Annotated in this window: 24 protein-coding genes and 1 riboswitch; of the genes, 12 read left to right on the top strand and 12 right to left on the bottom strand. The window is 72.5% G+C overall.

Features of this window, described 5'->3' with window-relative positions:
- Positions 1-2: 2 nt before the first annotated feature.
- Complete coding sequence (locus tag ACTFTM_RS02630) at positions 3-971, bottom strand: terpene synthase family protein (RefSeq protein ID WP_449564280.1); 969 nt, start codon at positions 969-971, stop codon at positions 3-5.
- Positions 972-1,129: 158 nt separating this feature from the next.
- On the opposite strand from ACTFTM_RS02630, the gene ACTFTM_RS02635 reads away from it, so the two are divergent.
- Positions 1,130-1,759, top strand: coding sequence for a UbiX family flavin prenyltransferase (locus ACTFTM_RS02635; RefSeq protein WP_449564281.1), 630 nt, complete (start codon positions 1,130-1,132; stop codon positions 1,757-1,759).
- Positions 1,760-1,833: 74 nt separating this feature from the next.
- Here ACTFTM_RS02635 and ACTFTM_RS02640 read toward each other — a convergent pair whose 3' ends face one another.
- Complete coding sequence (locus ACTFTM_RS02640) at positions 1,834-2,100, bottom strand: BldC family transcriptional regulator (protein WP_007454516.1); 267 nt, start codon at positions 2,098-2,100, stop codon at positions 1,834-1,836.
- 269 nt (positions 2,101-2,369) lie between these two features.
- Between ACTFTM_RS02640 and ACTFTM_RS02645 the strand changes: the two genes are divergently transcribed.
- The 3 genes from ACTFTM_RS02645 to cds1 are packed head-to-tail and all read left to right on the top strand — an operon-like array spanning position 2,370 to position 4,847.
- Positions 2,370-2,828: an Lrp/AsnC family transcriptional regulator gene (locus tag ACTFTM_RS02645; protein WP_435204368.1), complete on the top strand. Its 459-nt coding sequence runs from the start codon at positions 2,370-2,372 to the stop codon at positions 2,826-2,828.
- A 54-nt stretch (positions 2,829-2,882) separates the two neighbouring features.
- Complete coding sequence (locus ACTFTM_RS02650) at positions 2,883-3,707, top strand: SDR family NAD(P)-dependent oxidoreductase (protein WP_449564282.1); 825 nt, start codon at positions 2,883-2,885, stop codon at positions 3,705-3,707.
- A gap of 48 nt (positions 3,708-3,755) precedes the next feature.
- A complete protein-coding gene (cds1, locus tag ACTFTM_RS02655) occupies positions 3,756-4,847 on the top strand; it encodes an L-cysteine desulfhydrase Cds1 (RefSeq protein ID WP_449564283.1) in 1,092 nt (363 codons plus the stop codon).
- A 25-nt stretch (positions 4,848-4,872) separates the two neighbouring features.
- On the opposite strand, the gene ACTFTM_RS02660 is transcribed toward cds1, so the two are convergent.
- The 4 genes from ACTFTM_RS02660 to ACTFTM_RS02675 all read right to left on the bottom strand — a co-directional run bounded on the left by ACTFTM_RS02660 (position 4,873) and on the right by ACTFTM_RS02675 (position 11,109).
- The gene (locus ACTFTM_RS02660; protein ID WP_449566518.1) at positions 4,873-5,493 is read right to left on the bottom strand and encodes a putative glycolipid-binding domain-containing protein; all 621 of its coding nucleotides are present in this window, start codon (positions 5,491-5,493) and stop codon (positions 4,873-4,875) included.
- 108 nt (positions 5,494-5,601) lie between these two features.
- A complete protein-coding gene (locus ACTFTM_RS02665) occupies positions 5,602-7,542 on the bottom strand; it encodes a DEAD/DEAH box helicase (RefSeq protein WP_449566519.1) in 1,941 nt (646 codons plus the stop codon).
- A 293-nt stretch (positions 7,543-7,835) separates the two neighbouring features.
- The gene (locus ACTFTM_RS02670) at positions 7,836-9,440 is read right to left on the bottom strand and encodes a hypothetical protein (protein WP_449564284.1); all 1,605 of its coding nucleotides are present in this window, start codon (positions 9,438-9,440) and stop codon (positions 7,836-7,838) included.
- Between the two features lie 112 nt (positions 9,441-9,552).
- Positions 9,553-11,109: a C40 family peptidase gene (locus ACTFTM_RS02675; RefSeq protein WP_449564285.1), complete on the bottom strand. Its 1,557-nt coding sequence runs from the start codon at positions 11,107-11,109 to the stop codon at positions 9,553-9,555.
- A gap of 237 nt (positions 11,110-11,346) precedes the next feature.
- Between ACTFTM_RS02675 and mqnE the strand changes: the two genes are divergently transcribed.
- From mqnE to ACTFTM_RS02695, 4 genes are all read left to right on the top strand, one after another.
- Complete coding sequence (mqnE, locus tag ACTFTM_RS02680; protein ID WP_449564286.1) at positions 11,347-12,516, top strand: aminofutalosine synthase MqnE; 1,170 nt, start codon at positions 11,347-11,349, stop codon at positions 12,514-12,516.
- A gap of 23 nt (positions 12,517-12,539) precedes the next feature.
- Positions 12,540-12,977 carry a hypothetical protein gene (locus ACTFTM_RS02685; RefSeq protein WP_449564287.1) on the top strand — a complete coding sequence of 146 codons (438 nt, stop codon included), beginning with the start codon at positions 12,540-12,542 and terminating at the stop codon, positions 12,975-12,977.
- Between the two features lie 39 nt (positions 12,978-13,016).
- Positions 13,017-13,298, top strand: a complete 282-nt coding sequence (locus ACTFTM_RS02690; RefSeq protein ID WP_449564288.1) for a DUF4229 domain-containing protein — start codon at positions 13,017-13,019, stop codon at positions 13,296-13,298.
- 78 nt (positions 13,299-13,376) lie between these two features.
- Positions 13,377-13,856: a hypothetical protein gene (locus tag ACTFTM_RS02695; protein ID WP_449564289.1), complete on the top strand. Its 480-nt coding sequence runs from the start codon at positions 13,377-13,379 to the stop codon at positions 13,854-13,856.
- A gap of 102 nt (positions 13,857-13,958) precedes the next feature.
- Here the strand turns inward: ACTFTM_RS02695 and ACTFTM_RS02700 are convergent, their stop codons facing one another.
- Complete coding sequence (locus ACTFTM_RS02700; protein ID WP_449564290.1) at positions 13,959-15,296, bottom strand: C39 family peptidase; 1,338 nt, start codon at positions 15,294-15,296, stop codon at positions 13,959-13,961.
- Between the two features lie 213 nt (positions 15,297-15,509).
- Between ACTFTM_RS02700 and ACTFTM_RS02705 the strand changes: the two genes are divergently transcribed.
- From ACTFTM_RS02705 to ACTFTM_RS02720, 4 genes are all read left to right on the top strand, one after another.
- Positions 15,510-17,387, top strand: coding sequence for a M14 family zinc carboxypeptidase (locus tag ACTFTM_RS02705; protein WP_449564291.1), 1,878 nt, complete (start codon positions 15,510-15,512; stop codon positions 17,385-17,387).
- 37 nt (positions 17,388-17,424) lie between these two features.
- A riboswitch (cobalamin riboswitch) is annotated at positions 17,425-17,565 on the top strand.
- An 85-nt stretch (positions 17,566-17,650) separates the two neighbouring features.
- Entirely contained in the window at positions 17,651-18,580 is a 930-nt protein-coding gene (locus tag ACTFTM_RS02710; protein WP_449564292.1) for an ABC transporter substrate-binding protein, read from the top strand.
- 31 nt (positions 18,581-18,611) lie between these two features.
- A complete protein-coding gene (locus tag ACTFTM_RS02715) occupies positions 18,612-19,709 on the top strand; it encodes a FecCD family ABC transporter permease (protein WP_449564293.1) in 1,098 nt (365 codons plus the stop codon).
- The gene (locus tag ACTFTM_RS02720; protein ID WP_449564294.1) at positions 19,706-20,494 is read left to right on the top strand and encodes an ABC transporter ATP-binding protein; all 789 of its coding nucleotides are present in this window, start codon (positions 19,706-19,708) and stop codon (positions 20,492-20,494) included. Before ACTFTM_RS02715 ends, ACTFTM_RS02720 begins: the two co-directional genes overlap by 4 nt.
- A 25-nt stretch (positions 20,495-20,519) precedes the next feature.
- Here the strand turns inward: ACTFTM_RS02720 and ACTFTM_RS02725 are convergent, their stop codons facing one another.
- The 5 genes from ACTFTM_RS02725 to ACTFTM_RS02745 form a co-directional block, all read right to left on the bottom strand.
- Positions 20,520-21,284 (bottom strand): VOC family protein, encoded by a 765-nt coding sequence (locus ACTFTM_RS02725; protein WP_449564295.1) that lies wholly within the window; start codon positions 21,282-21,284, stop codon positions 20,520-20,522.
- Positions 21,285-21,378: 94 nt separating this feature from the next.
- The gene (locus ACTFTM_RS02730; RefSeq protein ID WP_449564296.1) at positions 21,379-22,116 is read right to left on the bottom strand and encodes an ABC transporter permease; all 738 of its coding nucleotides are present in this window, start codon (positions 22,114-22,116) and stop codon (positions 21,379-21,381) included.
- A gap of 11 nt (positions 22,117-22,127) precedes the next feature.
- A complete protein-coding gene (locus ACTFTM_RS02735) occupies positions 22,128-23,048 on the bottom strand; it encodes an ABC transporter ATP-binding protein (RefSeq protein ID WP_449564297.1) in 921 nt (306 codons plus the stop codon).
- On the bottom strand, positions 23,045-23,371 hold the full coding sequence (locus ACTFTM_RS02740; protein ID WP_449564298.1) for a transcriptional regulator: 327 nt from the start codon (positions 23,369-23,371) through the stop codon (positions 23,045-23,047). The genes ACTFTM_RS02735 and ACTFTM_RS02740 overlap by 4 nt, the downstream gene beginning before the upstream one ends.
- A complete protein-coding gene (locus tag ACTFTM_RS02745) occupies positions 23,368-24,009 on the bottom strand; it encodes a transporter (RefSeq protein ID WP_449564299.1) in 642 nt (213 codons plus the stop codon). Before ACTFTM_RS02745 ends, ACTFTM_RS02740 begins: the two co-directional genes overlap by 4 nt.
- Between the last annotated feature and the right edge of the window lie 19 nt (positions 24,010-24,028).

Genomic DNA, 24,028 nt, shown 5'->3' on the forward strand with positions numbered 1-24,028 from the left:
GCCTAACCGGCCGCGCCCGTCGGGTAGCGGGCGCTCTCCAGGGTCCAGTCGATGGTGCCGCGCACGGCGTACGCGACCCCGTCGACATGGTCGGTGACAGCCTCGTCCAACGCCGGCCCGAACGACGGTACGGCGGCGCGGAGCGCCACGAACCGTCGCATCGCCTCGCGCCAGCGCTCGGCCACCTGCCGCGCCGCCTCCTCCGACGACACGCCCCACTCGGCCTGTGTCGCCAGGACCAGGTTGTGCCCGCCCGACGTGGACCGGTCCTTCTCCAGCGAGGCCAGGTCGTTGTACCAGGAGAGCAGGTCGTTGCCGGTGCGGGCGATCTGCCGCAGCAGCGGGTGATGGTAGACGGGATCGGGCAGCGGCCGACCGGTGACGAACTCCACCAGCGGATACGACACCTCGGCCGCCGAGGTGGACCGCCGCAACTCGACGTACTCGTCGACGCCGGGCCGGAAGGCGGCCTCCTTGTTGGCCGCCTCCCGGCAGGTGCCGTCGAGGTGCCGGGCCACCGCGTCGGCGAAGCGCAGCCGCCACCGGGACGGCATCCGCCTGCGCGGCTCACGCCAGGCCAGCACCAACAGCCGCCGCAGCGGCCCGGTCAACCCACCGTGGCGGAGCCGGGGACCGTCGTGCAGCAGTGTCAACGTCCCGTCGCGCAGCGCCCGGATCTGCGCCGGATCCAGCCGGTGCGGGCCGTCGCAGGCGTCGTCGACGAGGAAGAACCAGGTGAAGAGGGCCGTCAGCACCCGCAGGTCGGCCTCGCTGGCATCCGGGTAGAGCCGGCCCGCGTACCGGGCGAAGCCACCCCGGGCCAGCCGGTGCAGCGCGGCGTCGTCGAGCGGCATGCCCAGTTCGGGCAGAATGCCGACGATCCACTGCTGGACCCGGTCGGCGTGCGGCGAGAGCCGAGGCGGAATCGGACATTCGTCGCGCAGCGCCCAGAGGGTCTCGCCGGTCGTCACCGATGCCTCCCGCGCGAACTGCTCCCGGTGCGAATCGCCACCGGCAGCATTGCAGGTCTGCGGAACAAGCACCTACCCGGCCGGACAACTCGGACGGCTGCGGCCGCGGATCGTGGGGTGCCCAGCGGCGCCCGGCACCGACCAGGCAGGCTGGGACCATGCGGGAACCATGGGTGGTCGGCGTCTCCGGAGCCTCCGGTACGCCGTACGCGGCAGCCGTCGTCGGCGGGCTGCTCGACGCGGGCGAGCCGGTGGATCTCATCGTGTCCCGGGCGGCACGGCTCACGCTGCTCGACGAGACCGGACGGGCGTTCCGCGACGCGCACTGGGCCGAAGACCTCGCGGCCTGGCTGGGTCGGGATCTGACAACCGCGGACGTACGCCACTGGCCGGCCGGCGACCTGGCCGCCGGACCCAGCAGCGGCTCCTACCGGGTACGCGGAATGGCCGTGGTACCCGCCAGCACCGCGGCCTGCGCCGGCATCGCCATCGGGCTCTCCAAGGACCTGCTGCAACGTGCCGCCGAGGTCAACCTGAAGGAGCGTCGGCCGGTCGTCGTGGTGCCCCGGGAAACCCCGGTGACCCGCAGCCACCTGGAGCACCTGATCGCGTTGCACGACGCCGGAGCGGTGGTCCTGCCGGCCAGCCCCGGCTTCTACGGCGCGGGCGCGGCGGCCAGCGCGCAGCAACTCGTCGACTTCGTGGCCGGCAAGGTGCTGGACGCGCTCGGCGTGCCACACACCCTGTTCCGCCGGTGGTCCGGCCAGCTCGGCGCGGCCCGGACCTGAACGGTCAACGGGGCTGTTCCAGTGGTGCGCGGACCGGACTGCCGCCCGGTCCGCCTGACGTTGTCCGCACCAGTTCAGTACATGCCGGCGTTGGCCGGACCCGGCCCGGTGGAGGCGGCCGGACCCACGTTGCGTGGCTTTCCGACCTCGTCCACCTCGTCCAGCATGCCCTCCCCCTCAAGCAGGGCCCGCACCTCGGATTCCCGAAACCGGCGATGCCCGCCTGGAGTCCGGATGCTTCCTATCCGGCCGGCCGCCGCCCATCTCGTCACAGTCTTCGGGTCTACCCGAAACAGCGCGGCGACCTCACCCGGTGTCAGCAGGCGATCTCCAGTGTCCACAGCCCCCTCCTCGCGTCGACGAAGCCCCTGGCTGAACACACTGCCCCCGGCTGGTGCGAGCCCAGAGCCGTCATGAGGGACGTATGGCAATTACAGCACCAGGGACCTGGCCTGTCCGCCAAACGCGAAAAATGCACTGACTGGGAAGTTAGTAAATGGTACTGGTGCAACCCCTACCTAGACCGTCAGTTCGTGAACAGTTACTCACTGTTCTGACCAACGGATGCCGAAGGGCTCGCGTTACGCCCAACCCGTTAAGGTCACTCTCCGTGGACGCCATCGACCTGAGCCTCGTCGACCTGCTGCGGGGCAACGCGCGCCTCTCGTACGCCGAGCTGGCCCGGCAGGTGGGCCTATCCGCCCCGGCCGTGCACGAACGCGTCGGCAAGCTGGAGAGCAGCGGCGTGGTGCTGGGCTACCGCGCGGACGTGGCGCCCGAGGCGATCGGGCTGGGCGTCACCGCGCTCATCGGCATCGTCGAGGACTCCGGCGCGGACTCCGACGACATGCTGGAGTCGCTGCGGGTGCTGCCCGAGATCGAGTCCTGCTACTTCATGGCGGGCGTCGAGTCGTTCCTGCTCAAGGCCCGCGTCGGCACGATCGCCGAACTGGAGCAACTCATCGTGCGACTGAACCGGACCCCGGGGGTCGCCTCCACCCGCACCGCCATCGCCCTCTCCACGAAGTGGGAGAACCGCCCCCAGCCGGTCGGCCCGCAGTCCACCTGACCGGCGTACCCCGTACCCCTGGTGTCGCCCCTCGCGCGGCGGTAGCGTGCGCCGATGACCCTGCCGGCACGCGGCGCGGCCGTGGTGACCGGGGCCGGCGGCGGCCTGGGCCGGGCCGTCGCCGCCGCGCTGCACGCCGACGGCTGGTCGGTGCTGCTCACGGACCTCGACCCGGACGCGGCAGCGGCGGCGGCCGTGCCGTCCGGTGGCTGGTCGGCCGCCCTGGACGTCCGCGACGAGGCCGCCTGCGCCGCGATCGCCGAGATCGCGGCGAGCCGCGGCGGCCTCGGCCTCTGGGTCAACAACGCCGGCATCCTGGTGACCGGTCCGTCGTGGGAGCACGACGGGCCGACCCGCCGCCGGGTGTTCGACGTCAACACGCTCGGCGCCATCAACGGCACACTCGCCGCGCTCGCGGTGATGCGCCGCCAGGGCCACGGCCACGTCCTGAACGTCGTCTCGCTGGCCGGCCTCGTCGCCGCGCCCGGCGAGACGATGTACGCGGCCAGCAAGCACGCGCTGCTCGCCTTCAGTCTCGGCACCCTGTCCGACCTGCGGATGGCCGGCCTCCGACGGGTGCACGTCTCCTGCCTCTGCCCGGACGGCATCTGGACGCCGATGCTGCACGACCGGCTGGACGACCCGGGCGCGCTGGCCTCGTTCACCGGGTCGATGCTGACCCCGCAGCAGGTGGCCGCCCGCGTCGCCCGGCTGGCCCGCAGGCCCCGCCCGGTGGTCAGCCTGCCCCGCTGGCGGGGCGCCCAGGTCCGGCTGCTGGACGCCCTGCCCCGGCTGACCGGCACACTCATCCCGTTCCTCACGGCCGTCGGCCGCGCCGGTCAGCGCCGGCAGTCCCGCCGAGTTCGGCCGCCCTCGTGAAACAGGCCCTGGCTGAGCACCGCTGACCTGCTTGCTAGGTTTCCGGGCGTGACTCATCTCGACCGGTGCGACGAGACCAGCCGAAGCTGGGTGACCGAGGCGATCGCCGCCGTCGAGGCGGACGCGAACCGCTCGGCCGACACCCACCTGCTGCCGTTCCCGCTGCCCCGCGCGTGGGGGATCGACCTCTACCTCAAGGACGAGTCGTCCCACCCGACCGGCTCGCTGAAGCACCGGCTGGCCCGCTCGCTGTTCCTCTACGGCCTCTGCAACGGTTGGATCGGGCCGCACACCACGATCGTCGAGGCGTCCTCGGGCTCCACGGCGGTCTCCGAGGCGTACTTCGCGCGCATGCTCGGCCTGCCGTTCATCGCCGTGATGCCCGCCTCCACCTCCCCCGAGAAGATCGCGCAGATCGAGTTCCAGGGCGGCCGGTGCCACCTGGTGGACGACCCGGCAGGCGTCGTGGTCGAGGCCCGCTGGCTGGCCGAGGACTCCGGCGGCCACTTCATGGACCAGTTCACGTACGCCGAGCGGGCCACCGACTGGCGAGGCAACAACAACATCGCGGAGTCGATCTACGCGCAGTTGGAACTGGAACGGCACCCCATCCCGGCCTGGATCGTGGTCGGGGCGGGTACCGGCGGCACCAGTGCCACCATCGGCCGGTACGCGCGCTACCGCCGCCTGGCCACCAAGCTCTGCGTCGTGGACCCGGAGAACTCCGCCTTCTACCCCGCCTGGGAGGCCGCCGACTGGTCCGTACGCACCGGCAGGGGATCCCGCATCGAAGGGATCGGCCGCCCCACCGTCGAGGCGTCCTTCCTGCCCTCGGTCGTGGACCGGATGGTCCAGGTGCCGGACGCGTCCTCGCTGGCCGCGATGCGCGCCGGCTCGGCGGTTCTTGGTCGCCGGGTGGGCGGCTCCACCGGCACCAACCTGTGGGGCGCGTTCGGTCTCATCGCCGGCATGCTGGCCGAGGGGCGGACCGGTTCGGTGGTCAGCCTGATCTGCGACGCCGGCGACCGGTACGCCGACACGTACTACTCCGACGACTGGGTCGCCGCCCAGGGTCTCGACCTGACGCCCCACGCCGCGACCGTCGAGCGCTTCCTTGCCGACGGGGTATGGCCCGCCTGAGCTGTGTCGCCGGCCTGGTGCGTGCTCAGCGGGGGTCGATCCGTTCGGCCAGGCCGGGATAGCGGACCACGTACCCGTCGGCGTCCAGGTCGATGTCGGCCGTGAAGGTGCCGCTGGCGAACCGTACCCGGCCCGGACCGCGGCCGGTGTAGATCTGCTCGGTCGGCACCACCTCCAGCCCCGGCAGCAGCACCCACGCGACGGTGATCCGGCGCGGCATGTCGGCCGGTCCGCCGGTCAGTCCGAGCCGGCGCACCGGGAGGGTGTTGAACAGCGGCGAGCCACTCAGGTCGACGTCGAGCGCGTCGGCGAGGCGGTCCGGGTCGTCGGTGCCCGGCAGGCCGGCCCGAGGGTGTCCGGCCCCGACCAGCGCGGCGTCCAGGTCGCCCTGCTCGGCGGTGGTCACCCGCCAGCGGGACGTGCCCCGCTCCAGGGTGACGCGCCGCAGCCAACCCGACCCCTCGGCCTCGACCTCCACCCGGGCCGTGCTCCCGTCGGGCGCGGTCGTCAACCGGTAGCGGGCGGTGAACGGGATCGGGTCGACTGCGAGCAGCGTGCCGCGCGCCGACAACGCGTCGCCGTCGTCGAGCAGAACGTGTTCGCTGCCGGCGGTGTCCGTCCGGGACCAGAAGATCGACTTGGTCATGGTCGCCATGAGCCGGACGTTACGCGACCCGGACGCCGTCGGCAGCGCATGCGGTAACGCCGCCGCGGAGCACAAGCTCCGCGACGGCGTTCCGGTGGATCAGAAAGATCAGTGGGTACGCGCCGCAGGCCGCCCGCCGAAGCCCCGCCGATCGTCACGCGGCCGGTCGTCCCGACCACGGCCCTCGGAGCGGTATCCGCCCCGGCTGTCGCGGTCCGCGAAGCGCCGCTCGCCCGCCGGCCGGTCACCCCGGTCGGCCTGCGGCCGGTCGCTGTAGCGGCGTTCGCCCTGGGGACGGTCGCCGTACTGCCGGTCGCCCTGCGGACGGTCGGTGTAGCGGCGCTCGCCGGTCGGCCGGTCGCTGTAGCGGCGTTCGCCCTGGGGACGGTCGCCGTACTGCCGGTCGCCCTGCGGACGGTCGCTGTAGCGGCGCTCGCCGGTCGGCCGGTCGCTGTAGCGGCGTTCGCCCTGGGGACGGTCACCGTACTGCCGGTCGCCCTGCGGACGGTCGCTGTAGCGCCGCTCACCGGCCGGTCGGTCACCCCGGTCGGTCTGCGGGCGGTCGCCGTAACCCCGGCTGTCCCGGTCGGCGTAGCGGCGCTCGCCCTGGGGGCGGTCGCCGTACTGCCGGTCGCCCTGCGGCCGGTCGCCGAAGCGGCGTTCGCCCTGCGGCCGGTCGCTGTAGCGGCGTTCGCCCTGCGGGCGGTCGCCGTAGCGGCGGTCGCCGGACGGCCGGTCGCCGAACCGGCGCGGGCCGCCCGAACGGTCGTCGAACCGTCGCCCACCGCCGGAGCGGTCACCGAAGCCGCGCGGCTCCGCCTCGACGCGAACCGGAACGCCGCTGGGCTCGCGGGCGCCGATCAGCTCGGCCAGCACCGGGTCGCCGACCCGGACGCGGGTCTCGGCCGGCGCGACGCCGGCCTTCTCCAGCATCGCGAGGGTGGTACGGCGCTGCTTGGGCAGCACCAGCGTGGCGACCGCTCCGGATTCACCCGCCCGGGCGGTACGACCGGCACGGTGCAGGTAGTCCTTCGGGTCCTTCGGCGGGTCGACGTGCAGCACCAGCGTGACGCCGTCAACGTGGATACCCCGGGCCGCCACGTCGGTGGCGACCAGGACGTTCATCCGACCCTCGCGGAACTCGGCCAGGGTCTTGGTCCGCATCCGCTGGGTCTTGCCGCCGTGCAGCCCACCGGCCCGTACGCCGACCGCGGCCAACTGCTCGACCAGCCGGTCGACGCCCATCTGGGTACGCGCGAAGACCATGGTCCGCCCGTCCCGAGCCGCGATCGAGGCGGCCACCGGGAACTTGTCGTGCGGCGGGATCAGCAGCATGTGGTGGTCCATGGTGGACACCGAGGCGGTGGACGGCGCGGTGGAGTGGGTCACCGGGTCGTTCATGAAGCGCTTGACCAGCGCGTCGACGTCACCGTCCAGAGTGGCGGAGAAGAGCAGGCGCTGACCGCCGGCCGGCGTCTTCGCCAGCAGTTCGGTCACCTCGGGGAGGAAGCCCATGTCGGCCATCTGGTCGGCCTCGTCGAGCACCGTCACCTCGACGTCGTCGAGCTGGCAGACACCCCGCTCGATGAGGTCGCCGAGCCGTCCCGGGGTCGCCACGATGATCTCCACACCGCGCCGGAGCGCGTCGATCTGGCGGTCGTACGGGACACCGCCGACGGCGGTCTTCAGGAACACGTTGAGCGCCTTGCCCAGCGGCAGGAGCGCGTCGTTGACCTGCATGGCCAGCTCGCGGGTCGGTACCAGGACCAGGGCGCGCGGCCGCAGGGGACGCGCCGGACGCCCGGCGGCGACCCTGGCCAGCAGCGGGAGGCCGAAGGCGAGGGTCTTACCCGACCCGGTCTGCCCACGACCGAGCACGTCCCGGCCGGCGAGGGCGTCGGGGACGGTGGCCCGCTGGATCGGGAAGGGGGCGGTGATGCCCTGTCGGGCCAGAGCGCGAACCAGCGGCTCGGGCAGGCCCAGAGCGGCGAAGTCGATCGACTCGACGGTCTCGGCCGGAACGGCCTCGGACGCCTCGGGGGCGTGGATCGCCTCGGGAACGTCGATCGCCTCGGAGGCGTCGATCGTCGCCGGGGCGGACTCGAAAACGGACGGAACGGTGCTGTGGTCAGCAGAGGTGGTCAACAAATGCCTTTCGAGCGGGGCGCATCTTCGCGATGGCCTGCCGCGGCTGTGCCGCCGGATCGCCCGCAAGACCGCCCATGGGCGCGCATTGGGCGCGCCAGGTCAGTGATCCCGACCAGTGTACGGCGGTTCTGCCGAGCCGCCAGCCGGTTGACCGACCGTAGTGGGCGGACTCACCATCGCGTCCGTGGCGTGGATCAGCCGTCGAGCACGCTGCCCACCAGGCCGTCCAGGGCGTTGTTGGCGAGCAGGACGACCAGCACGCTGATCCCGATCAGGAGTCCCAACGCGGCGATCAGGACGATCACCACACGGGTGTTGCGGGACCGCTCGGCCGGGGTGTCCGCCCAGCCCTGGGCGAGGATGTGTCCGGTCAGCGAGCCGGAGTTCTCCACCGCCGGGTTGGCCGGCAGGGCAATCGTGGCGAAACCCGGCCCGTCACCGCTGGCGTAGACGGTGCCCGCCTGGCCGGCACCACCGTCACGGGCCACGCTACGACCACCGGCCGCCGTGTTTCGCCGCTCCGGACCGCCGTGCGGGGTGGTCGTCCCGCGGTCCGTACCGCCGGTCAGGGGAGTGGTGGTGGACGGGGGCCAGCTCGGCAGGGCGGGCGCGGGAACCACCGGTGGGGCGGACGCGGGCGTCCCGGCCCAGGCGCTGGCCGGTGCGGGCGGCGCGGCGGTCCATCCGGACGAGGCGGCCGGTGGCGCGGAGATTGACGCGGTGGCCTGTGCGCCCGGCATTCCGGTCGTCGCCGGGGGCGGCGGGAACGGCGGCGCCGGCATCGGGCCGGGCGGCGGCGGTGGCGCGGGCACCGGCGGGCCGGGCGGCGGCATCGGTGGTCCGGGAACGGGTGGCGTCGGGGGGCCGGGGACCGGCGGCAGCGGCGAGGGTGGTGGCACGGGTGGTCCCGGAACCGGCGGCACCGGGTCCGGTGACGGCGTGGGGAATGGTCCCGGCCTCGGCGTCGGACCGGGCGGGTACGGCCCCGGGCTCGGCGCGGGCTCCGGCTCGCCGGGGCCCGGCGGTGCGGGTTCCGGGGTCGGCGGCGCGGGCGGCTGGGCCGGCTCCGGAGGTTGCGCCGGCTCGGGCGGTTCGCGATTCACCGGCCCCGACCGGTAGACGGCCGACGTGCCCGCCCGGGACTCCGGCGTGGCCTCGCCGTCGGCCGTGGCCCGGCTGCTGCCGGGAACCGTGGCGCTGGCCCGCGCCGGCGTCGGGCCCGTGGCGCTGGTCGGCGCGGTGGGGCTGGCGGTCACCGACGCCGAGGCGCGGGCGCGCGCCGGGGCGGTGGAGCTGTCGGCCGACGCCGGGGCGGTGGAGCCGTCCCGCTGTGCGGGCAAGGTACTGGCCGAACCGGTCGCCCGATAGGTGGTCGCGGTGGCCGGAGTGCTCGCCGGCAGGTCGCCGAGGCGTGCGTGGGCCGTCAGGACGCTGGCCCGCGCCCGCACCGGGGCGGCGTTCGGATCAGCGGCGGCGTCCTCCGACGGCTCGGCGTCCGCCCCGTGGCCGTGCGTGGCGGCGTCGTCGACGGGGTCGCCTGCGGTGCCGTCCCGCACGGCGTCGTCGTCCCGCACGGCGTCGTCGACCGGCGCGGGGTCGTCGTTGTGGGCGGCGGGAGAGTCGTCCGGTGCGGCGGCCTCGGTGGGCGCGGTGTCCGGGACTGTGCCGGTGTGCGTGGTGCTGGGAGCACCGGCCGCCGAGCCGGTGTCGGCGTCGGTCGCCGGATCCGAGGTCGTCAGCCCCTCCGGGTCGGCTCGGTCGACGTCGACACTCCCCGCCGGATCTTTCTGCTCGGCCATCTCCGCCCTCCGCGCCACGCTCGCACCCGGCCCGTGACATCGGACCGGGTGTGCCTGGTTGTCACCGTGCCACAGATCGTCCCAGGCGGACAGCCGGAGCCCCGGTGGCGGATCAGCGTGCCGCGCTCGGGCTGTCGCTGGTCGTCCCGCTCCGACTGGTGGACGGCGTGCTGGTGGCGGAGGCCGACGAGCTGGCCGCTGCCGTGGTCGGGGGCGGCGGCAGCGTCGTCGGCGTGTTGGTCGGGCTGCCCGTCGAGGTCGGCGTGGGGTCGCCGGTCGGCTTCGGCGTACCGGTCGGGGAGCCGGTGGGCGTCGGCGTCCCCGATCCGGTCGGCGTGGGCGTCGGCTTGGTGGGCGGCTTGCCGGTGGACGTCGGTTTGGGGGTGGGCGTCGGCTTCGCGGGCGGCGTCGGCTTGGTCGTGGTGGGCGGCTGCACGGGCGGAGGCGGCACGTTCGGGGTCGGCACCGCGCCGATCACCCGGGTGACGGCGTAGAGGCGGTTCCAGCCGACCGTCGAGATCTTGACCACGTCACCGGTTGTGGGCGCCTGCACCATCTTGCCATTGCCGATGTACATGGCGACGTGGTGAATCGTGGTCCAGCTGCTGCCGGAGGCGAAGAACAGCAGGTCGCCGGGGAGCGCCTCGGTGGGCTGCACGGTGCGGGACCGGGTGGCGGCGTACTGGTCGCGGGAGACCCGGGGCAGGTCGAAGTAGTCGGCGCCCGGTGACCGGTACGCGGCCCACATCAGACCGGAACAGTCGAACTGGTCCGGCCCCTCCTCGGACCACTTGTACGGGTCACCGAGCTGGGCGAGCGCGTACCGGACGGCGGCCAGTGCCCGCGGGTGCGCGGACATCCCGCTGCTGCTCTGGCCGGCGACGTACCCCGATCCGAACTGCTGGTCGGCGGCCTCCTGCTGACGTTCGAGCAGGATCAGTTGCGCGGCGTTGTCCTTGCGGAGCTTCAGCAGGCTGGTCTCTGCGGTGCGCAGCGCCTTCTCGCCGGTGGCGAACTCCGCCTCGGCGGCGTCGACGGCGGCCTTGGCGGCGGTGTGTGCCTGGTAGGCGGCCTGCTCGTTGGCGCGGGCCCGGGCCAACTCGCCGGTCACGGCGGTGGTGGCGCCCTCGACCTTTTCGCCACGGTTGATGCGCTGGAGCCGGCTCAGCCCCTGGATGTCGTCGACGAAGTCACCCGGCGGCAGGGCAGCGGCCGCCTTGACCGCGTCCGAGGCGGCGGCGTCGGCTGCCTGCTGGGCGCGGAGGAGAGCGTCCTGCGTGGTCGCCAGCACCTTGCCGGCCGCGACGAGCTGCGCCTGTGCGTCGGCGCGTTTCTGTCTCGTCAGCAGCAGTTGGTCGCCGAGCAGCCCGACCTGGCTCTCGGCGGCCGCGATCTGGGCGGCCAGCGGGCCGTTGCCGACGTTGACCACCGGTGGGGCCGGGACGCCGGCTACGGGCGGGCTGCCGGGCACCTGCGGGGCGCCGATGGCCGGCGGACGCGCGCCGCTGTCCGGCACCGTCGAGGGCACGGCGGGCTCGGCGTACGCGGGGGTGGCCAGCACGGCGGCGGCGATCGCGCCGAGCAGGGCGGCCCAGAGCTTCGGCCGCAGCACCGGCGAGATCACCGGGCTCCGTCGTCGCTGCCGTCGCCCGCGCTCGCTGTCGACCATTCCGCTCCCCGTCCGGTGCTCGTCGCCGCGCTCGGTGGGCGTGGCCGTCGGGACGGTACCAGTGTGTGAGTTCCGCCCCATCTTGTCTTACCGCACAGCGGCAGCGATGTCGATGCGTCGGCAGGTTACGGGAGGCTGAGAGTCCGGTGAAGTGAATCGCTGTGGTCGACCGTGCCGCCCGGCCCACCCGGACGTCGACGTACCCTCGGGAAAGACCGCAGGTGGAAGGGACGTGCCATGGACGCCGGACTCAAGCGTGAGCTCGAAGCGAAGGTGTACGCCGGTGAGCGGCTGACCCGGGAGGACGGCATCGCCCTCTACGAGAGCGACGACCTGACCTGGTTGGGGCGGCTGGCGCACCACCGGCGCACCGAGTTGAACGGTGAACGGGTGATGTTCAACGTCAACCGGCACCTCAACCTGACGAACGTCTGCTCGGCGTCCTGCGCGTACTGCTCGTTCCAGCGCAAGCCGGGCGAGAAGGACGCGTACACGATGCGCATCGACGAGGCGGTCCGCAAGGCCAAGGAGATGGAGGGTGAGCAGCTCACCGAGCTGCACATCGTCAACGGCCTGCACCCCACGCTGCCGTGGCGCTACTACCCGAAGGTGCTGCGCGAGCTGAAGGCCGCGCTGCCGAACGTCAAGCTCAAGTGCTTCACCGCGACCGAGGTGCAGTGGTTCGAGAAGATCAGCGGCCTGAGCGCCGACGAGATCCTCGACGAGCTGATGGACGCCGGCCTGGAGTCGCTGACCGGCGGTGGCGCGGAGATCTTCGACTGGGAGGTCCGGCAGCACATCGTCGACCACGAGTGCCACTGGGAGGACTGGTCGCGCATCCACGCCCTGGCGCACTCCAAGGGCATGAAGACCCCGGCGACCATGCTGTACGGCCACATCGAGGAGCCCCGGCACCGCGTCGACCACGTGCTGCGTCTGCGGGAGTTGCAGGACCAGACCGGCGGTTTCGCGGTCTTCATCCCGCTGCGCTACCAGCACGACTTCGTCGACTCGGCGGACGGCAAGGTCCGTAACCGGATCCAGGCGCGGACCACGATGGCCTCGCCGGCGGAGTCGCTGAAGACGTTCGCGGTGTCCCGGCTGCTCTTCGACAATGTGCCGCACGTCAAGAACTTCTGGGTGATGCACGGCCTCTCGGTGGCCCAGCTCTCGCTGAACTTCGGCGTGGACGACCTGGACGGCTCGGTGGTCGAATACAAGATCACCCACGACGCCGACTCGTACGGCACCCCGAACACCATGCACCGCGAGGACCTGCTGAACCTGATCTGGGACGCCGGCTTCCAGCCGGTCGAGCGGGACACCCGTTACAACGTGGTCCGCGAGTACGACAGGGCGCCGTCGCTGGCCGAGCGCCGCGCCGAGCCGCAGCAGGTCTGGGCCTGAGACACCACGTACCCTCGCAGTCGATGACCGAGCAGCGCAGCGCCGAGCAGCAGGGTGGCTTTCCCCGACGGGACGCCGAGGGACGCGTGCGTACCCTGGGCGACCTGCTCGGGGTGTGCCTGGCCGGCCTGGTCATCGGCGTGTTGGCGCTCGTGCTGTTCGAGTGGGCGTTCGCCTCGTTCGGCGCCGCCGACTTCGGGCACACCAACGGGTGGCTGGCGGTGATCCTGCCGGCCTGGCTGTTCTGGGACGACTTCCGGGCCTGGGGGTTCGGGGCGGCCCGGGTGGTGGCGGCGCTCGTCGCGGCGGCGGTCGCGGTGTTCGTGGGGCTGCTGGTCGCCGGACTGGGCGCGGGGTTGCCGCCGTTGCTGTCCGGCGCGTTGGCGGCGGCGGCGTTCACCGTGGCGTACGCGATGATCTGGTTCCCCGGCGTCCGTTGGCTGGCCCGCCGGACCGGCTGAATGACCCGCCCACCGGGCGCGGAGAACGGAGTGCATGAGGTGAGCGCGGCGCTCAAGTACACGCTGGGACGCATCGGGCTGTTCGTCGCCGTACTGGCGGCCCTCTGGCTGGTCGACGTGGACGTCTTCCTGAAGCTGATCCTGGCGCTGGCGTTCTCCGCCGCGCTGTCCTTCTTCCTGCTGCGCGGCTGGCGCGACGAGATGGCCCACGAGATGGCCGAGGCCACGGAACGTCGCAAGGCGGAGAAGGAGCGCCTCCGCTCCGCCCTGGCGGGCGAGGACGAGCAGTCGTCCGACGAGGGTGAGCGGCGGCAGCCGTAGGGGCTGCGGGCGGGTGCCGCCCGGGGTCCGACGAAGCGGGGCGGCGGTAGCGGCTGCTTGCCGTTAGTGTCTGCCGCCGTGGAAATCTTCAACAAGATCAACGACTGGCGGGCCAAGGTCTTCGTCTGGATCGGCCTGCCCGTCATCGCCGGCATCGGTCTGCTGCTGGGCGTTGGTGACCTCGGACCGGCCTGGCAGGCCAAGGGTGGCGGCGGCACGACGGGCACCTTCACGGCCGTCTCGCAGGAGTGCTCCCGTCGAAGCTGCACCTGGCACGGCGACTTCGTGGCCGACGGCGGCGCCAAGCGGGCGGACGTGATCCTCTACGACGCCCCGGACACCCTGTCGACGGGCGAGACGGCCCCCGCACTGGACACGGGCGCGCGCAAGGGCGTCTTCGCCGCGGCCGGCGGCTCCACGTGGCTGCTCGTCACCGCGCTCACCCTCGCCGGGCTGGTGGCCGCGGTCGCCTGGGTGCTCTTCCTCACCCACACGATCCGCCGCCACCGCGCCCAGAAGACCGAGAACGAAACGTTCGCCAACTCGATCGACCGCTAGACCCCCGAGACAACGCCCGTCGATCATGAAGTTATTGCCTCGACACGCCGCGCGGTCGGGCAATAACTTCATGATCAACAGCGCCTGGTCGGGTCGGCCGGCCTACCAGTTGGTGGAGCCGGGGACCTTGGGCCAGGGCTTCGACTCGGGCTTGATCAGGTAGGCGATGCCGCCGGAGCCGCCGGACACTCCGCCGCTGGCGTTGGTGCGCTTGGTACGCAGCCAGATCTGCTCGAACTGGGTTCGCTTGTAAACGTTGCGGACGACGTCGTTGCTGGACGAGGCCGGGTCGTTGACGATCACGTCGCCGTCGGCGGTGAAGCCGACCACCACGAAGAGGTGCCCCGAGGTGCCGTAGTTCGCCCCGTCCAGTTCGCTGGACAGGAAGGACTGACTGGTCACCACGGGGATGCCGGCGGCGATGAAGCGTTCCAGCTCGTCCAGCGAGTGCAGTCGGGTGACCCGCCCCTCCAGGCCGGGGAAGCTGGCCGCGTACGCGGTGTTGAACGGCCAGTTGCCCGCGCCGTCGTACGCGTAGTCGAAGGTCATCCGGGCGGCGTGGTTGACGGTCGGGTCGGGGTAGGTCGGGTCCACCCAGGAGGTGTCCGCCGCCGACGGCTTGCGCCCCCAGTACTCGACGACCATCTCGGTGGAGGTGGGCGAGCACCAGGCTTCGCCGCCGCCGTCGTACTCGGGGTAGTGCCCCTTGTGGACGTTCTGCGAGTAGCGCGGCACCGGCAGCTCGACGCCCCAGGCGATGTGCCCGGCGCTGGGCGGCACGGTGAACCGGTCCGGCACGGTGGAGCTCATCGCGCCGAGCATCCGCACCACGGGTGCCGCGGTCTGGCCGGGGGCCCGGTAGAGGGTCAGCCGCAACTGGTACGACCGCAGCAGCACCCCGGCGTCGGCGTCGTCGATGCTGAAGGTGTCGGTCCAGATGCTCGACCAGGGGTCACCCTGTCCGTCCACGCTGGTCCGCCTGATATCGGTGTCGCCGGAGGCCCAGCGGCCCAGGACGTACCAGGGGGTCTGGTCGCCGTTGGTGTAGCCGCCCTGCATCTCCACCTGGATCCAGGTGCCGGCGGGGGTCTCCGCGTTCCAGGAGGCGATCAGTTCGGTGGCGTCGAACCCGATCCGGGTCACGGGCGAGGTCCAGGTGCCGTACTCCCAGGTGCGCGTGGCGCCGGTGTGCGGGTCGGCGTACTCGGTGGTGCCGGTGGGGCGGCCCAGCGTGACGCCCGCGTGCGGGCCGGGCACGACGCGGGTGCCGGCCTGGTCGCCACGGTGCCAGTCGGCGGGCCCGGACCAGTCCTGGAAGGTGATCTGCTCGTCGTGGGCGGGTGCGGGCGGCCGGGCCGCTGCGGCGGGGGCCGCGGCGGCGAGCAGGGTTAACGCGCTGACGCCGGCGAGGGCGGCCGCGTGCAGGCGGGAGGGGGCCATGGGTGCTCCGCGGGTGTCGAGTGGGGGCATCGTCGCTGGTCAGTTTTCCGCTTGGAAGGAAGTTTCGCCAGATGTTCAGCGGAAGAAAATCATTGCCGCAGCGATGGTCAACCTGGGATGGAATTCGCGGCAATCGATATTGATATGACCATGTGACTGGTGGTGAAGTGTGCATCACCGAGCGGGATCTTCCGCCCTTCGAGGAGGTAGTCCATGGCCCTCCGCCCACCTCACTCTCTCCGCCGCGTCCTGGTGCTCGCCGTCGTCACCGGGCTGGGAATCGTCACTGTCGCCGCCGGACCGGTCGCCGCCGAGCCGGCGCCTGACCACGCCGCCGAGTCGGCCGCCGCCGGCTACCGGGTGCTCGGGCCCCGGACCTTCGCCGACCGCAACGCCGTTGCCCGCACCGGGGCCGCCATCGACTACTCCGAGCACGGCGTCCTGCACGTCTCGGCCACCGCCGCGGAGGCCGCCGCGATCGGCAAGCTGGGCTTCCGGCTGGAACCGCTGGCACCGCCACCGAGCGCCGAGCGCGGCGCGGGCGAAGTGGGCACGCTGGCCTTCCCGCCCGCCGACTCCAACTACCACGACTACGCGGAACTGACCGCCGTCGTGAACCAGGCCGTCGCCGACCATCCGGCCATCGCCCGCAAGATCAGCATTGGTACGTCGTACGAGGGCCGCGACCTGATGGCCGTGAAGATCTCCGACAACGTCGGCACCGACGAGAACGAGCCGGAGATCCTGTTCAACGCCCAGCAGCACGCCCGCGAGCACCTGACCGTCGAGATGGCGATCTACCTGCTCAACCTCTTCACCGACAGCTACGGCAGCGACTCCCGGATCACCAACATCGTCAACAGCCGGGAGATCTGGATCGTGCCGACGGTGAACCCGGACGGCAGCGAGTACGACATCGCCACCGGGTCGTACCGGTCCTGGCGCAAGAACCGCCAGCCGAACAGCGGCTCGTCCAACGTCGGCACCGACCTGAACCGCAACTGGTCCTACCAGTGGGGCTGCTGCGGTGGCTCGTCCGGCACCACCTCGTCGGAGACGTACCGCGGGCCTTCGGCGTTCTCCGCGCCGGAGACGCAGGCGCTGCGCAACTTCGTGAACAGCCGCGTCGTCGGTGGCGTCCAGCAGATCAAGGCGAACATCGACTTCCACACGTACTCGCAGCTGGTGCTCTGGCCCTTCGGCTACACCACCGCGAACAACCCGTCCGGAATGAGCGCGGACCAGTACAACACCTTCGCCACCATCGGTCAGCAGATGGCGGCCACCAACAGCTACACCCCGGAGCAGTCCAGCGACCTCTACATCGCCGACGGCACCAGCATCGACTGGATGTGGGCCACCCACGGCATCTGGGCGTACACCTTTGAGATGTACCCGGGCTCCTCCTCCGGTGGCGGCTTCTACCCGCCCGACGAGGTGATCCCCGCGCAGACCACCCGCAACCGGGAGGCCGTGCTGATGCTCAGCGAGTACGCGGACTGCCCGTACCGCGCCATCGGCAAGCAGTCGCAGTACTGCGGAGGTGGCGGCGGCACCACGGTCTGGTCGGACACCTTCGAGACCGCCACGGGTTGGACGATCAACCCGTCCGGCACAGACACCGCGACGCTCGGGGCGTTCGAGCGGGGCGCCGCCCAGGCGACCAACTCCTCCGGGGCGAAGCAGCTCACCCCGTACGCCGGCTCGAACGACCTGGTCACCGGCCGGCTCGCCGGGTCGGCTGCCGGTGACTACGACGTCGACGGCGGCGTGACCAGCGCCCGGTCCCCGGCGGTGACCCTGCCGTCGTCCGGCACGCTGACCCTCTCACTGGCCTGGTACCTGGCGCACGGCTCGAACGCCTCGTCGGCCGACTACCTGCGGGTGAGCGTGGTGCACAGCGGCGGCACCACGGCGCTGCTCACCCAGGCCGGCGCGGCCAGCAACCGTGACGGGAGCTGGGCGGTGGCGAACCTCAACCTCAGCCCGTACGCCGGGCAGTCCGTCCGCATCCTCATCGAGGCGGCGGACGCCTCCGGCGCGAGCCTGGTAGAGGCGGCTGTGGACAACATCACCATCACCGCCTCCTGAGCGGGTGGGGCCCCGTACCGCCCCTGCGGGGCCCCACCACCTGCCGCTGAGCCTGCGCTACGGTCTTAGCGACCACTCCGCAGCGAAGCCGGTGTGAAACCGGCGCTGTCCCGCAACTGTGATGCCCCGCCCGACGGTGGGGACGAGCCAGGTCGCCTGCGGAGGGGTCGCGACACGCGCTCTCGAGGAAGGGCGCCTCGTGGGCGGGCGTACCGAAGTCCTGTCGGCGAAGCACCACACTCCTCGGCCGACAGGAGGCCCCCATGTTCAGACGTACCCCTCGGCTCTTCGCCGCGACCCTCGCGGTCGCCGCGCTCGCCCTCGGCGCCTGCGCCGAGAAGACCGACGACAAGCCGGCCGCCGGCACCGCCGCCGCCAGCTACCCGGTGACGGTCGGCCCGCTCACCCTCGACAAGCGTCCCGAGAAGATCGTCTCGCTGTCACCCAGCGCCACCGAGATGCTCTTCGCGATCGGCGCCGGCTCGCAGGTCAGCGCCGTCGACGACCAGTCCAACTACCCCGCCGAGGCCCCCAAGACCGACCTGTCCGGCTTCCAGCCGAACGCCGAGGCGATCGCCGGTAAGAACCCGGACCTGGTGGTGCTCTCCAACGACACCAACAAGATCGTCGACCAGCTCGGCAAGCTGAAGATCCCGGTGTACCTGACCCCGGCGGCGACCACGCTCGACGACTCGTACCGGCAGATCACCGACCTGGGCACCCTGACCGGGCACGCGGACCAGGCCGCCGACGTCGCCAAGCGGATGAAGGACGACATCGCCAAGCTGGTCAAGGACCTCCCGCAGCGCGCCGAGAAGCTCACCTACTACCACGAGCTGGGCCCGGAGCTGTACAGCGCGACCAGCAAGACATTCATCGGCTCGATCTACAGCCTCGTCGGCCTGACCAACATCGCCGACCCGGCCGACGCCGACGGCAAGAACGGCGGCTACCCGCAGCTGTCCCAGGAGGTCATCGTCAAGGCCGACCCGGACTTCGTCTTCCTGGCCGACTCCAAGTGCTGCCAGCAGAACGCCGACTCGGTCAAGGCCCGCAGCGGCTGGGCCGGCCTCACCGCCGTGAAGAACAACCAGGTCGTCACGTTGGACGACGACATCGCCTCCCGCTGGGGCCCGCGAATCGTCGACCTGCTCCGGACGATCATCGACGCGGTCGCCAAGGTGCCCGCGTGACCGTGATCCGTCGGTGACCGGAACGTCGCAGATGACCGCTGGAACACCCGCCACCCGGCCGGCCGGTACGCCTCGCGCGTCCCGGCCCGCCGGGCTGCGTACGCGCTGGCTGGTCGTCGGTGTCCTCGCGGTGCTCGTCGCGCTCGTCGCCGGGGTGTCGCTCGGGCCGGTCAGCCTGCCCCCGGGCAGCGTCGCCGCCGAACTGCTCAACCTGATCCCCGGCGTGCACCTCGACAGCGGACTGACCGAGCGGGAAATCGCCATCGTCACCGAACTGCGGCTGCCCCGGGTCGTGCTGGGCCTGCTCGTCGGCGGTCTGCTGGCCCTCGCCGGTGGCTGCTACCAGGGCGTCTTCCGCAACCCGCTGGCCGACCCGTTCCTGCTCGGGGTGGCCGCCGGCGCGGGACTCGCGGTCACCGCGGTGATCGCCCTCGGCGGCGTCGGTCGGCAGGGCGCGATCTCCGGGCTGCCGTTGACCATCCCGCTGGCCGCGTTCGTCGGGTCGCTGCTCGCCGTGACGATGACCTATCTGCTCGGGGCGGCCGGCGGACGGGGCCGGTCACCGGCGATGCTGATCCTGGCCGGGGTCGCGGTCTCCACGTTCCTCTCCGCCGGGCAGACGTACCTGCTGCAACGGCACTCCGACAGCATCCAGCCGGTCTACTCCTGGCTGCTCGGCCGGCTGGCCACCGCCGGTTGGCACGACGTGCTGCTGGTGCTGCCGTACGCCGCGGTGACCACGGTCGTGGTGCTGCTGCACCGCCGCGAGCTGGACGTCCTCGCACTCGGCGACGACGAGGCGACCAGCCTCGGCCTGCACCCGCAACGCTCCCGCTACCTGCTGATCGCCGCCGCGTCCCTGGGCACCGCCGCTGCGGTCTCCGCGACCGGCCTGATCGGCTTCGTCGGCATCATCGTGCCGCACACCGTCCGGCTGCTCGCCGGATCGAGCTACCGGGTGATCCTGCCGCTGTCGCTGCTGTTCGGCGCCGCGTTCCTGGCGCTGACCGACGTGGTCGCCCGTACCGCCGCCGCCCCGGCCGAGGTGCCCATCGGCGTGGTCACCGCCCTGCTCGGCGGCCCGTTCTTCGTCCTCGTGCTGCGGACCGCCCGCCGGGTGCTCACGTGACTCCCGGGGCGCCGGCCGTCGAGGTCCGCGCGCTGCACGTCAGCCTGGACCGCACGCCGATCCTCACCGGCGTCGACCTCACCGTCGCCGTCGGCGAGTGGGTCACCGTGATCGGCCCGAACGGCGCCGGCAAGTCGACCCTGTTGCGCGCCGTCGGCGGCCTGCTGCCCGCGCCGGACGCCATCTCCCTCTTCGGTACGCCGAGCGGCGCCCTGCACCGCCGCGAACGTGCCCGCGTGGTGGCGACGGTGACGCAGTCCCCGGCGGTACCGCCCGGCATGTCGGTCCTGGACTACGTGCTGCTCGGTCGCACCCCGTACATCCCGCCGCTCGGCCGCGAGTCGGCCGCCGACGTGGCCGCCGTCCACGACGTGCTGGACCGCCTGGACCTCACCGGCTTCCACCGCCGCGAGCTGGCCACCCTGTCCGGGGGAGAGCGACAGCGGGTCTTCCTGGCCCGGGCGCTCGCCCAGGGCGCGACGCTGCTGCTGCTCGACGAGCCGACCAGCGCGCTGGACATCGGCCACCAGCAGGAGGTCCTGGAACTGGTCGACCAGTTGCGCCGGGCCCATGGCCTCACGGTGCTCGCCACCATGCACGACCTCTCCCTCGCGGGCGAGTACGCCGACCGGATGGTCATGCTCGCCGAGGGTCGGGTGGTGGCGACCGGGACTCCGCACGAGGTGTTGACCGAACACCTCCTCGCCACGCACTACCGGGCGAGCGTCCGGGTGCTCCCCGGCACCAACGGCCCCCTGGTGGTCCCCGTCCGCCCTGGCCGGTGAGCCGGGCGCGGCGGGGCCTTCGTGGTCATGGGCCCAGGTCGATGACCGAGAAGAGGGCGCCCTGGGGGTCGCGGAGGGCGGCGAACCGACCGCTCGGGATGTCGCGGGGTGGCACCAGGATCGTCCCGCCCAGCTCGGCGGCGCGGGCGGCAGCGGCGTCCGCGTCGGCCACCGCGAAGTACACCGTCCAGTACGCGGGCAGGTCGGCCGGGTAGCCGTCGCCCAGCGGTGGCATCATCCCGGCGACGATCCGCGCCCCGAGCCGCCACCCCGTGTACGTCATGCCGCCGACCGGTTGTTCGTCCGGCTGCCAGCCGAACACCAGCTCGTAGAAGACCTTCGCGCCCTCCGGGTCGGGCGTGACCAGCTCGTTCCAGCTCATCGCGCCGGGCACGTTGAACACCTCGGCGCCGGGCATCGCCAGCGGCTGCCACACGCTGAACGTGGCGCCCGCCGGGTCGGAGAACACGGCCATCCAGCCCCGGTCGAAGACCTCGAACGGCGGTACGACGACCTGCCCGCCGGCCCGTTCGACCCGGCCGGCGGCCAGTGCCGCGTCGTCGGTGGCGATGTACGTGGACCAGATCGGCACCTGGTCCTCGATGGCCGGCGGCCCGACGCCGGCCACCGGGCGGCCGTCGAGCAGGAAGACGGTGTAGCCGCCCGCCTCGGGCTCCGGCGTCACCCGTCCGGTCCAGCCGAACAGTTCGGGGTAGAAGCGCCGCGCGTCGGTCAGGTCCGGGGTGGCCAGATCGGCCCAGCACGGCGTACCCGGCGGGACGGTGCTCACGTCAAGACCCCTCTCGGCCGGCGGCCACGGGCGGGCCCCCTGCGGGAATCCTGGCACCGTCCCGCTGGGGCACGGGGCGGAAACCGACGAATCGTCAGCTGAACCGGCGACCCTCGTCCCGCCGGTACGCCCAGGCGGCGAGCGCGGCGAGCAGCACCACCCAGACCCCGAGCATGACCAGCGACAGCGGTTCGACCCGGTAGCCGCCGACCGCCCACCACATCAGTTCGGCCGCGCCCCGGGTGGGCAGGAACGGCGCGATCGTCTCGATGAACCCGGGCGCGTCACCCGGCGCGGAGAGCAGCCCGCCGCCGAACGCGAGCGGCAGGAACACGACCTGCGCCACCACGATCGCCGCCTTGCTGGGCAGCGAGTACCCGATGGCCAGGCCCATCAGCGTGAACGGCACCGAGATGACGGCCACGATGACGGCGGTCAGCAGGAACGCCGTGGCGGTGACCCGGGCCGGGGTGAGCGTCGCGCCGATCACGACGACCGGGATCAGCGACAGGTACGTCAGCGCGAGGCCGGCCAGCACCCGGCCCGCGAACCGGGGCGCGGGTCCGGCCGGCAGGGTCCGGGTGTACGGGTTCCAGGGCTGGTCGCGGTCCTCGGCGACGCCGACGCCGTACTGGAAGATGTTGGCGCTCATCACCGAGAAGGTGATCATCGAGGCGGTGGCGAAGGTGGCACCGACCGAATCGTCACCGGTGAACGGCACCACGAAGAAGATCATGGCGGCGGCGGGGAAGAAGGCGCTGCCGAAGACGGCCACCGGGATCCGGATGATCTCCAGGAGCTGGTAGCGGGCGTGGACCAGGGCGAGCTGCACGGTGCGCCTCCTCAGACGGCGGTGGGTTGGCCGCTGGTGGCGGCGGGCTGGGCCGGTGCCGGCGTGTCCGCCCCGCCGGTGATGGCGAGGAACGCCTCCTCCAGCGAGGTGGGCCGCACCTCCAGGTCGGTGAAGGTGGCCTCGGCGCGGACCAACGCGCGGACCAGCTCGTCGGCGTCGGTGGTGAGCAGGTGCAGGCGTCCCTCGACCCGTTCGGTGCGGACGACGCCGGGCAGGTCGGGCAGCTCGTCGGCGACCAGGCTGACCCGCCGTACGCCGACGATGCCGCGTACGGCGTCCACCGTGTCGTCGGCGAGCACGCGGCCCTGCCCGATCACCACCACCCGGCGGGCCAGCGCCTCCACCTCCTCCAGGTAGTGGCTGCTCAACAGCACCGTCCCGCCGTCGTCGTGGAAGGCGCGGATCGCGTCCCAGAGGGTGTGCCGGGCGGTGACGTCCAGGCCGGTGGTCGGCTCGTCGAGCAGGACGAGTCGGGGCCGGCCGACGAAGGCAAGCGCCACGGCCAGCCGGCGACGCTGGCCGCCGGACAGTCCGCCGGTCTGCCGCCGGGTGAGGTCGCCCAGGCCGAAACGGTCGAGCAGTTCGCCGCGAGGCACCGGGTCGGGGTAGTGGGCGGAGACGAAGTCGACGACCTCGCCGACGCGCAGCGTGCCCGGGAGGCCGGTCTCCTGCGGCGTGACGCCGATCTGTCGCCGGGCCTCCGGGTCGCGCGGGTCGCGCCCGTTCAACTCGACCCGCCCGGAGGTGGGTCTGCGCAGGCCGACCAGCAGGTTCATCAGGGTGCTCTTGCCGGCGCCGTTCGGGCCGAGCAGGCCGACCAGTTCGCCGGGCCGGACCTCCAGGTCGACGCGGTCGAGGGCGAGGACGTCGCCGTATCGGCGGCTGACCTGGTCGGCGCGGGCGAGGGTCATGACTGCTCCTTCGACGCTGTGGAGTCCAGAGGGGAGGGATCGAGCAGGGTGCGGATCGCTTCGGTGTACTCCTCGAACGCCAGCCGACCGCGCCGGCTGAGCCGGATCAGGGTGGCCGGCGTACGCCCACGGTGGGTCTTGCTGATGTCGACGTACCCGGCGTCCTCCAGCTTGCGGAGGTGGACGGAGAGGTTGCCGGCGGTCATCGCCAGCAGTTCCTGGAGCCGGGGAAAGGTGATCCGGTCGCCGTCGCCGAGCGCGGAGAGCGCGGCGACCACCCGCAGCCGTGCCTGGGCGTGGATGACCGGGTCGAGATCGGTCATGAACGTCCTCGCTGGCGCAGTCGGGCGATCGTCCCGGCGACCAGCATCCCGCCGCCGCCGGCCACCGAGACGACCAGCGCGTGCCAACCCGGCCCTGCGATCGCGCCGATCACGTTGATGACGCTGATCCAGACGCCGAGACGGAACAGGTCCCGGTCCAGCCAGACCGCGCCGCCGGCCATGTGCAGCGCGCCGGTGAGCCCCACCGCCGAGGCCGCCCAGAGCAGACCCGCCAGGTCGTCCGGCAGGTGCCCGGACACCCGGCCGACCGCCGCGTACACGCTCACCTGGCCCAGCGCCCAGGCGCACCCGTACCAGCGGCCGCGCACCGCCGAGACACCGGTCACCTGCCCGTACGCCCGCGCGCTCGCCACCGCCTGGATCGCCCCAGCGGTGATCAGCAGGGCGAACAGCACAGCCAGGGGCAGCCAGTCCGGCAGGGCGACCAGCACCCGACCGCCCGGGGGGAAGCGCAGGAAGAACAGCCCGAAACCGATCAACCAGGCCACGCCCCACGGCCAGTAGACAAGCCGCGCGTCGGGCTGTAGGCGGCGAACGGTGGCCGCCCGCTGGTCGTCGATCAGCCGGAGCGCGGTGGCGGCGTCGGAGGGCGGCAGGTCGTCGTCTTCGGGGGCCATGCAAACTACTTTACGGCGC

This window comes from Micromonospora sp. RB23, assembly GCF_053585025.1.